17 protein-coding genes are annotated in these 13,610 nt (G+C 34.4%); 3 read left to right on the plus strand and 14 right to left on the minus strand.

Going from position 1 to position 13,610, the window contains the following annotated elements; translation table 11 throughout:
- Positions 1–134: 134 nt before the first annotated feature.
- Complete coding sequence (locus tag F1560_RS00525) at positions 135–1,049, minus strand: VOC family protein (RefSeq protein ID WP_149472725.1); 915 nt, start codon at positions 1,047–1,049, stop codon at positions 135–137.
- A gap of 101 nt (positions 1,050–1,150) precedes the next feature.
- On the minus strand, positions 1,151–1,975 hold the full coding sequence (locus tag F1560_RS00530) for a TIM barrel protein (protein WP_149472726.1): 825 nt from the start codon (positions 1,973–1,975) through the stop codon (positions 1,151–1,153).
- Positions 1,976–2,173: 198 nt separating this feature from the next.
- Here F1560_RS00530 and ymzB point away from each other — a divergent pair, with 198 nt between their 5' ends.
- Entirely contained in the window at positions 2,174–2,524 is a 351-nt protein-coding gene (ymzB, locus tag F1560_RS00535; protein ID WP_149472727.1) for a protein YmzB, read from the plus strand.
- Positions 2,525–2,578: 54 nt separating this feature from the next.
- Here ymzB and F1560_RS00540 read toward each other — a convergent pair whose 3' ends face one another.
- Positions 2,579–2,920 carry a VOC family protein gene (locus F1560_RS00540; protein ID WP_149472728.1) on the minus strand — a complete coding sequence of 114 codons (342 nt, stop codon included), beginning with the start codon at positions 2,918–2,920 and terminating at the stop codon, positions 2,579–2,581.
- A gap of 53 nt (positions 2,921–2,973) precedes the next feature.
- Entirely contained in the window at positions 2,974–3,825 is an 852-nt protein-coding gene (locus F1560_RS00545; RefSeq protein WP_187773588.1) for an AraC family transcriptional regulator, read from the minus strand.
- A 422-nt stretch (positions 3,826–4,247) separates the two neighbouring features.
- Here F1560_RS00545 and F1560_RS00550 point away from each other — a divergent pair, with 422 nt between their 5' ends.
- On the plus strand, positions 4,248–4,721 hold the full coding sequence (locus tag F1560_RS00550) for a hypothetical protein (RefSeq protein WP_149472729.1): 474 nt from the start codon (positions 4,248–4,250) through the stop codon (positions 4,719–4,721).
- Between the two features lie 71 nt (positions 4,722–4,792).
- Here the strand turns inward: F1560_RS00550 and F1560_RS00555 are convergent, their stop codons facing one another.
- The 3 genes from F1560_RS00555 to F1560_RS00565 form a co-directional block, all read right to left on the minus strand.
- The gene (locus F1560_RS00555) at positions 4,793–5,581 is read right to left on the minus strand and encodes a GNAT family N-acetyltransferase (protein WP_149472730.1); all 789 of its coding nucleotides are present in this window, start codon (positions 5,579–5,581) and stop codon (positions 4,793–4,795) included.
- Between the two features lie 98 nt (positions 5,582–5,679).
- A complete protein-coding gene (locus tag F1560_RS00560) occupies positions 5,680–6,336 on the minus strand; it encodes an HAD family hydrolase (RefSeq protein ID WP_149472731.1) in 657 nt (218 codons plus the stop codon).
- A gap of 58 nt (positions 6,337–6,394) precedes the next feature.
- Positions 6,395–7,099, minus strand: coding sequence for a hypothetical protein (locus tag F1560_RS00565; protein ID WP_149472732.1), 705 nt, complete (start codon positions 7,097–7,099; stop codon positions 6,395–6,397).
- 208 nt (positions 7,100–7,307) lie between these two features.
- Here F1560_RS00565 and F1560_RS00570 point away from each other — a divergent pair, with 208 nt between their 5' ends.
- Complete coding sequence (locus F1560_RS00570) at positions 7,308–7,763, plus strand: YfmQ family protein (RefSeq protein WP_149472733.1); 456 nt, start codon at positions 7,308–7,310, stop codon at positions 7,761–7,763.
- Positions 7,764–7,918: 155 nt separating this feature from the next.
- Here F1560_RS00570 and fosM read toward each other — a convergent pair whose 3' ends face one another.
- The 7 genes from fosM to F1560_RS00605 all read right to left on the minus strand — a co-directional run bounded on the left by fosM (position 7,919) and on the right by F1560_RS00605 (position 13,353).
- On the minus strand, positions 7,919–8,341 hold the full coding sequence (fosM, locus tag F1560_RS00575; protein ID WP_149472734.1) for a FosM family fosfomycin resistance protein: 423 nt from the start codon (positions 8,339–8,341) through the stop codon (positions 7,919–7,921).
- Positions 8,342–8,691: 350 nt separating this feature from the next.
- The gene (locus tag F1560_RS00580; RefSeq protein ID WP_149472735.1) at positions 8,692–9,390 is read right to left on the minus strand and encodes a Type 1 glutamine amidotransferase-like domain-containing protein; all 699 of its coding nucleotides are present in this window, start codon (positions 9,388–9,390) and stop codon (positions 8,692–8,694) included.
- 50 nt (positions 9,391–9,440) lie between these two features.
- Complete coding sequence (locus F1560_RS00585; RefSeq protein WP_149472736.1) at positions 9,441–10,205, minus strand: class I SAM-dependent methyltransferase; 765 nt, start codon at positions 10,203–10,205, stop codon at positions 9,441–9,443.
- Positions 10,206–10,500: 295 nt separating this feature from the next.
- Entirely contained in the window at positions 10,501–10,887 is a 387-nt protein-coding gene (locus tag F1560_RS00590; RefSeq protein WP_149472737.1) for an FAS1-like dehydratase domain-containing protein, read from the minus strand.
- An 84-nt stretch (positions 10,888–10,971) separates the two neighbouring features.
- On the minus strand, positions 10,972–11,934 hold the full coding sequence (locus F1560_RS00595; RefSeq protein ID WP_149472738.1) for an MBL fold metallo-hydrolase: 963 nt from the start codon (positions 11,932–11,934) through the stop codon (positions 10,972–10,974).
- 41 nt (positions 11,935–11,975) lie between these two features.
- Positions 11,976–12,752, minus strand: coding sequence for an AraC family transcriptional regulator (locus F1560_RS00600; protein ID WP_149472739.1), 777 nt, complete (start codon positions 12,750–12,752; stop codon positions 11,976–11,978).
- A 25-nt stretch (positions 12,753–12,777) separates the two neighbouring features.
- On the minus strand, positions 12,778–13,353 hold the full coding sequence (locus F1560_RS00605) for a LysE family translocator (protein ID WP_149472740.1): 576 nt from the start codon (positions 13,351–13,353) through the stop codon (positions 12,778–12,780).
- Positions 13,354–13,610: the final 257 nt, after the last annotated feature.

Genomic DNA, 13,610 nt, shown 5'->3' on the forward strand with positions numbered 1-13,610 from the left:
GCAATTAGCTTTCATACCATTGTTCTGCTCTAGCTTCAATTTTTTAAAAAACAAGACTGCCATCTTGCTGTATAACCAATATCACTTTGTTTCTTTATGAATGTACCAAATTCTAGGTACAGAATCTCCTCGACCTACCCCTTATATGCTTTCTGCAACTCCGCAAGGTTAATTTTTTTCATTTTAAGAAATGCCTGAGTAACTCTCGCTCGTTGTTCTGGATTGCTATTCTGCATCATTTTAGCCATGTCACTTGGGACAATTTGCCACGATAATCCATACTTGTCTTTTAGCCAGCCACATTGCTCGGCTTCAGAAACCGCAGACAGCTTGTCCCAATAGTAATCAACCTCTTCTTGTGTGTCACAATAAACCATAAATGAAATCGCTTCGTTAAAATTGTATTCATGGGCTCTCGCACTTTCCATTGCAGCAAACCAATAATTCTCAAGCATGAAGTCACTAAACATGACTGCTCCCTCTTTATCAGGCTCCATCCCTTGAGGATAGTGCACAATCAGACCTTGTTTAGCATGCTCAAACACCGATAAATAAAAATGAATGGCTTCTTCCGCCTTTCCATATTGTTCACCTGTAAACATTAGTGAAGGCACAATCGTAGGCCGCTCCTCACCTTCTGGATTTGTTAGGATTAACTGCCAAGACAAACCATACTTATCTTGAATCCAGCCATACTTTTCACTAAACGGATACGTATCAAGCGGCATTAATACTGTTCCACCTTCGGATAATTTATTCCACGCCTCTTCTAATTTTTCACTCGCATCCTTTTCTCGTGATGGGTCAAAATTAACAAAAAAAGACACCGACGGATTGAATTTAAAATACGGCCCTCCATTTATAGCCATGAATTTCTGTCCCCATAACTGAAAAGGAACTACTTTGGCATCGCCTGATGGTGTGTCTTGAACTGTTGTTGCATTCGTTATTTTTGAATCTGGAAAAATGGACGTATAAAATGCTGCCGCATCACTTGCCTCTTTGTCATACCATAAATGTGGAACAATGATTTGATTTGTTTTTGTCATGGTTATTCCTCCCTTTAAACTTACTTAACAAGTTCAATCAATAGCTTCCTACTTTATTTCATGCACTTAATAGAGAAAGCAATCGCTATAACATAATTTGGTTAGCCACCACCTATTATATCCTTCACCCAATTAATTCCCTCATTGACAAAGGTATCTGTTGGATTCGTATGTGGTGTATGCTCAAAAATAAAAAACACACCCGGATTTGTCGATAGCTTATAAATTAAATCCCTGACCTTAAAATGTGAATTGTCATTTTCCTGAGACGGATGAACCGGCACCCAGATATATTTATCATTGTAAAACTCTACATTGTGTAAATGAACTACCTTTATATGTTTTTTCCACTTATCAATATAACCCACTGCTTCATCGCCAGTCGCCAATAAGTAATCCCCAATATCAATGCAAAGCTTTATTCCATACTTCTCCCAAATTTCCATTGGAAAATCATCAAGAGCTTTAATCCCAAACGCTGATCTGTTAAGGCCTAATTTCGGTTCGCACACAATTGGTATGGAATATCTTTCTTGTAGTTGATACAATTTTTTTAATCCGTCTTCAATAATTTCAGTAGTATCTATATCTTTTTCTTCTTTAAAATAAGGAAAGTGGACTAAAATATACGCTGCACCTAATTGGGACATATATTTAACTTCTGATTCAAACTGTCTCCAAGCCTGTTCCGGTTCGTAATTTACCTTTTCCAGCAAATCATATTTACTTTGATTTCTGTACAATGGAGAATGCAGTCCAAATGTTACATTTTCCTTATCCAACAGCTCTACGAAATTATGAAAGGAAGCTTTGCTCGGAAATTCGCCAATTTCAATATGACTTACATTATCCTTATTGAATAATAAAGGGAATTTTTCAGGATCTGTCATAATTGTACTTCCAGAAAGTCCTATATGATGATGCATTTTATGTTCGCTCTCCCCTCCAATATTATTATCTTTTCTGAAACAAGAAAAAATGCTAAAACTATTAGGCTAGCATTAGAGCTGTATTCGGTTTTAATTATACTAAATATAAAGATAATTTCATATGAATAACAATACAAAAATCCTCTCTGTATATTTCCGTTGAAGTTAGGAGAATTTATAGTCAGGAGGGGTTCTATGGATCATGAATTTTTATCTGTTGAAGAGTTTAACACTTTCATTCAGCAGTGGAGCGGAAGAACGATTAAAGTTACAAAGCATGAAATGGATGATATCGATCAAACAGTACTGCATCTGCAGAGCATTTCCTATGACCAGAATTTGCGCAGAATTGATGATTATGTACCGAAGCATAGTTTACTTTTAAACGGAGACGGACAAATTGGAACGCTAACTACCATGAGTAATGTACCACTTCCATCATCCAATTATGAAATCCCCTTGCAGGATAATTCCCTATATGAATTTAATGGGGAGACATTTGTTATTACAACTGATCGTGGAGTTTATAAAATCGAATTGGCGTAATAGACAGTAAAAAGGGCTTGAAATTAGCCCTTTTAGTGTTGTTGCTAAATAACATTACTCTGACAAAACTTCGATTGTAAATCCACCTGGAGCTTCAACATAAAAGGTGTAACCATGGGATTCAATAGGTGGATCTACTGCATAACCATCATCTTTCAAACATTTATTAATTTGGTCAACTTTGTCTCTGCTTTCCTGCGGGAAGCCAATATGAAAAGTTTTCGGATACTGAACATTCTTTCCCTTCATCAGTGTTAAGACAAACTGATCGTCGTCAAACATAGCAGCAAACCCTTTGCCACGGCTGTTTACACAAGTCATGTCAAAATAGGTTTCTAAAAACTGCCTTGAAGCTTCAACATCCGTAACGGTTAGATTTAAATGTTTTAATATCATACAGCACCTCTAATTGAAGATAGATTACTCATTTATCGACTACCTAGTAGAAATCAATCTTTTTTCTTAACAGAAATCCAGATTTCACTCTTTCGATCTTTGCTAGCTAACATTTCAGGACCTTCTGCCAATTCATAAGAGGATGAAGGTAACCACTCCGAATATATTCTTTGCCAGTGTTCTTCAATTTGCTGCCAATCGCCATCCACTTCAAAAATCGCCCATAAAAGCGAAGGGATTTCTAATGTTGAATACGCATCCGTTACTTCCTTCGTTGTAATTGCTCCTATATACTGGTCAAAAGTTGCCTTTCCTTCAGCACTTTCATTGTAATTCACTGATACATGTACAATACCATAACGTTCCTCCGTATCAGACATGGACTCCAATTCGTTCATCTTGCTGTCACTGATTGCAGTTATCATATCTTCATATGCAGGCGAAAGTTCTCCATCCGCCATCTCAACGGAATACTTAACACCTACAACTTGAAACGGTTCTTTTTCAACAATACGATAGTTCATTTCGACTCCTCCTTGAATCGTTAATTGAAAGGACATTCTTGGATATGCTTTCAAGTTCTGTTCTGGATTTCTAGCTAAGCTTGGAATGACACCATGGAAACCTTGAAAAGCTCTGGAAAAGGCATCTGGAGATTGATATCCATATTTAATTGCAATATCAATCACTTTTACATGCTGATCCTTCAAATCCAAAGCTGCCAGTGTTAATCGCCGTCTACGAATGTATTCTGATATTGTAATTCCGGAAAGAAGCGAAAAAAGTCGTTTAAAATGGTGCTCCGAACAATAAGCTCTTTTTGCTACTTCTTCTAAATCGATATGACTATCCAAATTATCTTCAATATAGCTTAATGAATCGTTCATCCCTTTTAACATATCCACTATCCAACCTTCCTTTCACTTATAACATAACAGGAGGATTCACGTTACACCCGACTTTTTATGCTCATTTTAGTCGGTTTGATTATTTAGTACAACACAAGATAGAGTCCAAATTGCTTCTTATCACTTGATTCTTTATCTTAATCAAGAGCCAATTTTACTTATCTGTACCTTTTTTCCGAAGTTTTCTAATCTCTTCGGTCTGAATTAAAATATTATTAAGAATATCCCTAAAGTCAACTTATAACAATCTATTACTAAGTTACTCATCATACTTTTCCATGTTTTCCCTTAAAATTATGTTATAGTAAAAATAGAATTTTGGGAATGATTTTACGAAATGATTTAAACTATATTCAATGTATAGATTACCAATACGGATTTAAAAAAAATGATTAGGAAAGAAAGTGAGGATTCCTTCGGTGAAGAAGATTTTATTTTGTTTGCTACCTTTGTTATTCATATTATCCGCATGTCATGATCAGCAAACAGAAACGAATTATTATTTATCCCTGTTAGGTGAGAGTGAAACTTGGAAATTGACTGATTATGAAATAATGTTAACTCCTAATGAAGTGAAAATCGGAAATGGAAGGCTGATAATGAAGGAAGAAAATGAATATATTACAGATTCCTTTAGCTTTAATACATATGCAGTTTTTAGTGGCGAAGATCATAGTATTCATGCTGGTTCAGTCTCTGGACGCGCAGATATTAGAGAGCAAACGACCGGAACATTAGAGGGTGACCAACACATTGATTTCGATGAATTAAGTGATATTTACATGATTGTTGAGTGGTGGGACCCTAATGAAAATGATAATGTTCAAGAGCGAATTAATTTATATCAAAAGCCAGAAAATGATGAAACGTTTTTAAATGAAGAATCATTTTGAGAGAAATGGAGAGTTATCTTTAATAAACCATTTCTCTCAGATTAATTCATCTTTGACTCACTGATATACATTTACTTTCCAACAAATATCGAGTACTCAACTGGATTAACAAACCCTAGCTTAGCAGCCAATTTTATAGAGCTAATATTATTCACATCACAATCCCAACTAGGTGTTAATCCTCTTTCCAAACACTTATCAATAAATAACTTTCCTAAAATAAAAGCGAAGCCTTTTCCAGCATATTGATTCTGTGTCACTATATCAATTTCTGCAAAGGATTGACCGGTAAAAATAGAAGTACACTCACTTACTAATTCCCCATCATTATTTATCACACAAAAACCGAATCCATATTTCAAAAAGTTTGGTATCCCATTCCAATACTGATCATAATAACTTTTACTAAAATTAGAACTCATTTTAATGGTCTCTTGGTTAATTTCTCTGATCATAAATTCACTAGACAACTGATTTTTCATATCTGGGTAATTTCTTGGATTAAATTCAAATGAACTTCTTTTCATTTGAATTATTTTTTCTTCGAGAAGGTTATATATGACCCTGTCCCAATTTCTTGAAGCTGAAAACAAAGTGAATCTTGCACTTTCCCGGGTATGCTGTTTGTACAAAGCGAAGAATGCATCATTAAATGTAGCGTTGCGTTCATTACCAACAACAAAATATATACCATTTTTAGTTCCAATTAAAACTGTTCTCGGTTGAGATTGATCATCTGCATACACAATTCCAGGGATTATGTTTTCCACAACAGAATAAGCAAATGTTGGGCACCTTCTAGAATTCCCTATTAACACAGGTAGAACGAGATGATATTCTGTCTTTTTTAACACTTTCATCTACAACAAATCCTTTATTTAGGTTTACCACTATAAAAAATAGAAAAAGAAGAACAAGTGGCTATCTATACTTGTTCTTCTATGTAGTAGCCGGGACCTTAGAATATTTTAGGTAAAACCTCTTTTAGTTCTATTAAGTCATCGATAACAAAATCAGCCTTGGTCAATTCATCTTGTTGTGCAAAATCAAAATTACAACCAATTGCAACTAATCCATTTTCTTTCGCCGCTTTTATATCTGATAGACGATCTCCTACTACTGCTGCATTGGAAATATCATATTTTTTTACAATATCTTGCACAAGGTCTGACTTATTCAATGATTTTATTTGTTGAATACTAAATGTTTCAGTAACCCAATTATCTAAATGATAATAGCTTATAATTGCTTTTAAGTATTCCTTTAACCCATTACTCGCTACAAAAATGGACCAGTTACTCTTTTTCAAACAACTGAAAACTTCTATAACATTAGGATATAAAGCACCTTTCCCATTATTAATATTTTCGATTAATTTTTCCAAGAAATAAACATCCGTTTGTTCTCTTACCTCTATGGAATGGTCAGGCAGCAGTGTTTCCCATACTTCCGGTAAAGGTACACCCATAATTTCCCGATATTTATCAATAGGGGTTTCCCCATCCCATTTATTCAGTGCTCGTAAATAGTTAAACGTGTCTTCAAGAGATAACTCTAATATTCTATCTGTTTGAAAAAGCGTTCCATCCATATCAAAGATTATTGATTTCGACATATGTTTCTCTCTCCCATTACAATTACTGATTACTTTCAAGCAATTATACTGTTGTAAATTAATGAATACTTAATACCTCGATTAAATCAATGATTTTCTCATCCGTACCTGTGTCAATGTACACTAGTTCCGTATTTTCAATAATATTCTCCATTTCTTCTATAATCTCATCCTTTTCCAAATCATCAGGAGGAGCGAATCCACCATACCAACGTAATGGAACATGATATACATTAATTGTGCCATCCCCATTACCGCTATAAGTTACTGATCCATCAACTAAGCGAGAGCCACTGAGCTGGATGACACCCTCTGGATAGCTGACGTCGGTATCATCATCAGGATTAAGTGGTTCACCAGCTGGAATATGTAAGACATTCAATTCATCTATTTCTTGATTTGGACCAAGCTGCAACCAAACTCGAGCATACTCGATTTCCGCAGAGGAATATTTCGACAATGGATTTTCTACTTCACTGCCAGTTGTAATAGTTGAATTCTCGTTGCTAGTTTCTTCTGAAGCTGTTTCAATTTCAATTGGAGCACCCGTTGTGACCTCATCTACTTCTGTCAACAGCTCTTCTTCTGAATACTCTTCTACTTGATGACTTTCTTCTATCTCGGCAGTTGCTTCTACTCGGACCGCAGCTGAGGAACTCTCTTTCGAACCCGAATCTACTTCTTTGTCCGAACACCCAACAAGTAATAGAACCAATACTAATAGAGCTGCATTGTCATAAAGAATCTTTGTTACATGCTTCATTCACTCATTCCTTTCTTCCATCCCAACATAAAACATTATATACCTCAATCTGCAGACAGGCTTAGTTAGACTAACTTTTACTTTCGAATTAAATGTTAAAAGTTTGTCAAACTTAAAATCGATATTTTGTGATACCCTTAATCTAATGTTTTAAACGAACCTGTTGGTAGATTAAGTAACCATATATTAATTAAGGAGTTGATATGAAATGATATGGACGACTATTCTTGTTATAGTAGTTGGAGCAATTTTAAAATTTTTAACGTGTCCCCCAAGTGCTCTGGTTGGATGGTTCTTAAGTAAATTTGAACTGCACCCAAAACTTGATTCAAAAGATATTACTGTAACAATTAACGGGAATCCGTTACAAGCGGAAGAAAAAGATAGATTTACGAACTACTTTAATGAAGCCCAGTTCCTAAATCGCAATCCTATATTCCAGGGAAATGAAGAATTATATCTAAATCCAGATACTGAGGTTATTCCGTTTATTATCAACGTAAAAAGACGAAACAAGGAAATTAATTTCTTTGTTTATAATGACAATAAGGATGACCACATTTTTATTGTCAAGCAGCAGAAAAAGAAAGTTGCATCTTATAACCTTAGATCTTTGTATATACAACAGTTTGCTACTTCATACCGGATAAATGAAACAGCGTAAGATAAAACTGATATAGTCAGTACACTTTTGGGCTTTTTATTTTAGGGGAGAATGGGAGCTCCCCTTTTTGAAAGAGTTCTATCTTATTATTATTTACCACCAAAAACTTTCTTATATTTCTCCCCCCTAGTAGTTAATCTAAATAACAAACCCATTCACTCAAAAAATTCCATATGTATTTTCTCTTGCTTATAGTAAGCTAATCTATCTTGTAATGTACCTGTATGAAACTCAAATTTATGCCCATCTGGATCCGTAAAATAAATAGACTTTTTATCTCGCTCATCTCTTGGTCGACCTGACAATATGTTTACATTTAATCTTTTTAGCTTGTCGCACATCTTATTGAATTCCTGTTCTTCAATTGAAAAAGCAATATGTGTGTAAGAGTGGTTTTTTTCATTACGGGGTATATCTTTCTCTTCATTGAGAGCAAGCCACATTCCATTTAAATCAAAGTAGGCAGTGCTTCTTCCCTTTACTAACAGCTTCGCATCAAATACTTTTTGATAAAACAAAATAGAATTTTCTAAATCAGAAACGGAAAACAAAAAATGATTTAGACCTTTTATCGACATCCTTATCACTCCCGAAAAACTCTTCGTTCAACTTACTTCATCATTCTTAAAATATCTTTTGAGTTTTTTATCATACCCAGTAATCCAAGTCCTTTTGTTGCATCTTTTGTTAATTTCTTTTCTGCTGTTTTTCTATGAAATAAAATCCCTGTTGCCTTCCTGCTTCTATAAGAATGAACCTTGAAACACATTCTCTGAAACAACATATTAATTTTTACGTTTCAAAAAATCTTACCATATTAGTTTTACTATCGTAGAAATTATAAAATACGTTATAAATCCCAATAAAAATATAATTATATTCACTTTGTTTATGTATTTTTTCATCTTCCCCTCCTCCTACCTATTCATTAATGAGCACCTAAAAATTTGGTCTCCAATTCTACCTCTTTTATTTCCTTATCAAAATAGACTTTATAAGCTTTTGCTTTAGGTCTTGAACTAACGATTTCATTTAATTCCCCGTCAATATAATGAAGTGCAACACCATCATCAACAGCAATACCAGGTTTTATTTTACGTTCAGCTATAAGTTTCTGATAGGTAGGCCTTCTATTTATTTCTCCATCATAATGAGGGCAATTGCTACCTTTTAGGAAGCCTAGACACTTCAATGGCTCAAGTCCATCTCCAAATGAATCAGTAACCCCTTCTTCAAACCAACAAATTGCACCTGCACTGATACCAGCTAATAGTATCTCTTGTTCCCATGCCCTTTTTATTATCTTGTCTAAGCCCCATTCTTTCCATAAAATCAGTAAATTTTTGGTGTTACCACCACCAACATAAATTATATCTTTCTCTAATAGAAAGCTCTCCAGGTCTCTAGTTTGTGGTTTAAACAATGAAAGATGTGATGGCTTACAAATTTGTTTATTAAAGAAGTTATAATATCTTGATATATAGTTATCTGAGTCTCCACTTGCAGTAGGAATGAAGCAAATCTTTGGATTTATCTTGCCTGATTGCTGAAGCACATATAAATCTAACAATGGATTTTCTGGTTCCATTGAAAATCCACCACCTCCAAGTGCGATCAATTGTCCCATCTATTTAACCTCATTCCTTTGTTGGTAAAATCATACAAAATTTAAAAGTGTTACCCCTTATCAACAACAGCTTCAAATGTAATTATTTGACTTGATTTAGTTGGGTATTCTCCGTACTTATAATCCGCAGATATTATTATATCTTTGAACCCAATTTGTTCCAGAAGCATTTTAAATTCTTCAATTCCATACCAACGAAGTGGAAATCGTTCCAATTCTGTTTGTATGAGTTCACCGTTACTCCATTTTTCGTAGCGATGATGAGATATTGAATATTGGTTGATATAGTCAACTTCAACTACTTTACTCTCTAATGTGATAATATAATCATTAGTAGATTCCCAAGTTTTTGTAGAAACTTTATCAATCGCCAAATCTGTTTGTAAAAAGATATCTAAAATTAGCCTACCTCCATTAGCAAGATGATTATAGAAGTTTTTTAATGCCTTTATTGAATCTTCCCTTCTATGTAATAGCAGAAATGTTCCAGTTGGCACAATGATCGCTTCATACTGTGTATCTAATGAAACTGACTCCATGTTCCCTTTAAATAGTTTTTTAGGGACTACCCCTCTCTTTTCACAGTTAGTACGACATATTTTTAGCATTTCTTCGGAAACATCAAAGCCATCAACATGCACCCCCTTTTCTAAAAGCGGAATAAGAATTCTACCAGTCCCTACACCTGGTTCAAGTATGTTCCCCTTACAAGTTGTTAATCTATCGCTATAAAATTCCACATCTCCAAATGAAAGACCTATGTATTTGTCTATATCGTATACTTCTGAAGAAATTTTATTATAGTAACCTAGCATATTATTGTTCTCCTTTCTTTTCTAGCATCTATTGATTACGTTAATATGGCAATTAAACTTTACGATTTACCACAAGTTTAATTGTAACCTCCCCCTGTCTGATTAACTTTTCTGTTTTATTTAAGTGCACTATTTCAATATCGTCATAAATCAAGTTTATTTTACCATATTTTCAAAATATTTATTAACATAAAAAATCCCAGACTCTTATCAAAGAGACCTGAGATTTTATTGGATATGAATTCGAAATAGGATGCGTTCGGACTAATAATTGATTACTTTGGTTGATCCCCGACTAATCCTCCGTTAAAATTACTCCAGCAAAATTTCCACCTAATACTTGTTTCTCATTTTGATTCAAACATTGGAAGGTAGCCATAATCGACATTCGATTTGTATCTTTCTTTTCCAGCTTTTCAATCGTTACGGCACACTTTATTGTATCTCCTGTAAAAACAGGCCTGAAAAACTCAAAATTCATGGTGCGAGCGAGTACATTGTAATCTCCACCAACCTTTGTTGGTAATGTAGCGGTTAACAGTCCTTGAACAACAAGTCTCCCTAACTCATCGGGATGCGTATGGTGTTCCCCTTCGTCCATGGACATTTTCGTAAACAGTCCTACATCTTCCTTCGTAAATGCCCGTTCAAATCGAATGATATCTCCAACTTTTAAATTCAATTAAAATTCCCCCTAAGCCATTATTTGATGGTATAATCCGAAAATAACCCGTAAATAGAAATAGCGATTTATAAAAAACTTAGCTTACCAATCTTTCGGCTTGATGTCCTTATCCATCCATTCCTTCTGTGGGACCGTATAAGGAGCTGTAACAATTAAGTAATTATTATACCAGCTTGCTGCTCCAGAACGAATCATTTCATCAACTAGTATTGGGATAAATTCTTCAGCCTGAAGCTTGAAACTGTATCGCGAAAAATCTTGTAACCAGCCACAATTTAATAAGTAATGATCAATTTCATCTTTTTGCAATCCATTTTTCATCATTAATGTAAATGCAAAAATCCTTTTGCAAGCATGCCATGAAACTTTATCTGGATTTTTGAGCCACTTTTCAAGTCGTTTTCTTGCTGTATGTATGGAACGTATCGGGTCCTTTATTTGTGGTCCATGCCCGGAATATACCTGCCTGATATTAAGCTTGGCCACCCGCTCTACACTTTCTAAAGAGCGCTGAATGGATGAAACACCCTCCCTAAAGATGTTCAACCAGCCGACATCTTGACTGTGAAAAAGATCGCCACAAATGAATATCTCCTCTTCAGGTTCATATAAAGAAATGTGTCCCAGCGTGTGACCTGGTGTATGCAAGACTTGAAAGCTTCTGTTTCCTGTACAAATTTCATCGTTATCAGAAAGTAGCAAATCAACTTCGTAAGGTTCTACAGGCTGATCTAACCATTCAGCACTGCAAGCTTCAGGATCACGAGTATTAATTAAATTTGCTTCCCATCTATGAGCAGCAATCTTTACTCTAAATTTTTTTTGAAGATAAGAATTACCTCCTACATGATCACTATGATAATGCGTGTTCACTATCAAATGTAATCCTTCTGGGGAAATGCCTGCATCTTTAATGATTTGCTCTGTTTCTTTTGCCTCACTTCCAAATCCTGTATCAACAAGGATTGGAAGTTGATCTTTGATAAGAATCATATTTGCACTTGGGAATTTTCGCTCATAGAAAATAATTTTAGGATGTTTCATAACTTCATCCTCCTGAAATTTAGGTGATGTATAAAAACCCTTCATTTTAAATAAGACATATACTCAAATGCTGTTATTCCATATACACTTTTAAAGTGCTTGTTTAAATGTGTTAGATCAACAAAACTACATTCAGCTACTGCTGCATAAATATCTCGTTTTTTATCTATTAGCTGCTTAGCACGTTCAATCTTGCAATTAAGAAAGTATTGGTATGGCGTTATTCCCGTATGAGATTTGAACAACCTGATAAACTGAAATTTTGATAGATCTAGCTCACTGCTAATCGCCTCAAGTTTAAGTACATTTCCTAAATCCGAATGTAGCATTTCTTTCGCTTTTTTAATTAACGTCGTATCTTTCTTAAAATCTGCTGAAATATCTGTTTGTATTAGACTATCTGTGAGAGAAAAGAATAATTCACTGCACAACGCCTCATCTTTTCCACTGAATATTGCATTGGCTAGATTTAAGACGCTTTGCTCAAGTTTAAAATCATATACAATGGGAGTCCGAAACAATACGATATCTTTTTTTCCGGTAACCTCTAAGAGCAATTGTGAATCAATATATAACATGACATAATCAAGACCATTCTTATCATGTGCCATTCCGTCATGTACTTGTTCAGGATTAAAAAGCATAACACCATTCGGATAAGACAATTGTAAGCTGCCATCTAAATGATATTGTTGGATACCACGCAATGTAACACCGATTGCATATTCTTGATGAGCGTGCTTCTTATACTTAAACTCTGTGAAACTAGCTGACAATGCCGTAATTCCTGCTGCCTTTTTATAGATAAATTTATCCACTTGATTCACCTCTTTAAACACTACCCTATATCCAAATCATAACTGTAGCATAAACTAGACTTAATGCCATTACTACATTAACAACCCTTTTATGTTTTTGTAAAAACTTCTTGAAGATTGCACCGAAAAGCACCCAAATAATAAATGCTAATAATCCTATGATTGTTATAACTATAACACTTATTGTTACAGCTGGCATGTCGGTATAATATGGCAAAACAAAGCTTGGAATGACAGTCATTGTAAATAATACTACTTTTGGATTTAAAAATTGCGTAAGGAAACCGGAGATAAAATTACCAGTTTTATTTTCCTTTGTTTCTGAAGTATCCATTTTATAAATTTGATAAGAAAGATATAACATATAAACAGTTCCGATTATCTGCATACCAATTAAAATTTTTGGGATGACCGTTATCAACACCGTATTCAACATAGCAGAAATTCCAAGTAACAATCCAAAAGCGATCGTTGCTCCGTACGTATACTCCATTGCTTTTTTGGACCCATAATTATGTACGGTCGATAAGATGACAATATTCGTAGGCCCCGGGGTAACCGTAACAATAAAGCAGTATATTATAAAAGATGTAATATCCATGATGAAAACTCCTTTTAATTTTAGTTTTCATATAAATATACATCTAAAAGTTTTATTGGATATAGTATATTATTGCAAGACTAAGTTACAAAGTGGAAACTCTTCTGATACGCTTACTTTAAAATGTAAACTTGGACTTTCTGATAAAGAAAGGAGAAACATTTTCTTTTAAATAAGAACATGTTTCTCCTCCCTGGCATTCTGCTCTGCAAGTTCGTTTTGCATTATTGGAAGTTCGATTTCAATATAAGAAATCG

The sequence above is a fragment of the Oceanobacillus polygoni genome, from assembly GCF_008304605.1.
Taxonomy (GTDB): Bacteria; Bacillota; Bacilli; order Bacillales; family Amphibacillaceae; genus Oceanobacillus; species Oceanobacillus polygoni.

Excerpts from the sequence above, each read along its gene's own strand:
- F1560_RS00585 (WP_149472736.1), bottom strand. The coding sequence starts at position 10,205 with ATGCTAGGTTACTATAATAAAATTTCTTCAGAAGTATACGATATAGAC.
- F1560_RS00525 (WP_149472725.1), bottom strand. The coding sequence starts at position 1,049 with ATGACAAAAACAAATCAAATCATTGTTCCACATTTATGGTATGACAAA.
- F1560_RS00560 (WP_149472731.1), bottom strand. The coding sequence starts at position 6,336 with ATGTCGAAATCAATAATCTTTGATATGGATGGAACGCTTTTTCAAACA.
- ymzB (WP_149472727.1), top strand. The coding sequence starts at position 2,174 with ATGGATCATGAATTTTTATCTGTTGAAGAGTTTAACACTTTCATTCAG.
- F1560_RS00570 (WP_149472733.1), top strand. The coding sequence starts at position 7,308 with ATGATATGGACGACTATTCTTGTTATAGTAGTTGGAGCAATTTTAAAA.
- F1560_RS00530 (WP_149472726.1), bottom strand. The coding sequence starts at position 1,975 with ATGCATCATCATATAGGACTTTCTGGAAGTACAATTATGACAGATCCT.
- F1560_RS00555 (WP_149472730.1), bottom strand. The coding sequence starts at position 5,581 with ATGAAAGTGTTAAAAAAGACAGAATATCATCTCGTTCTACCTGTGTTA.
- fosM (WP_149472734.1), bottom strand. The coding sequence starts at position 8,341 with ATGTCGATAAAAGGTCTAAATCATTTTTTGTTTTCCGTTTCTGATTTA.
- F1560_RS00580 (WP_149472735.1), bottom strand. The coding sequence starts at position 9,390 with ATGGGACAATTGATCGCACTTGGAGGTGGTGGATTTTCAATGGAACCA.
- F1560_RS00595 (WP_149472738.1), bottom strand. The coding sequence starts at position 11,934 with ATGAAACATCCTAAAATTATTTTCTATGAGCGAAAATTCCCAAGTGCA.
- F1560_RS00565 (WP_149472732.1), bottom strand. The coding sequence starts at position 7,099 with ATGAAGCATGTAACAAAGATTCTTTATGACAATGCAGCTCTATTAGTA.
- F1560_RS00605 (WP_149472740.1), bottom strand. The coding sequence starts at position 13,353 with ATGGATATTACATCTTTTATAATATACTGCTTTATTGTTACGGTTACC.
- F1560_RS00540 (WP_149472728.1), bottom strand. The coding sequence starts at position 2,920 with ATGATATTAAAACATTTAAATCTAACCGTTACGGATGTTGAAGCTTCA.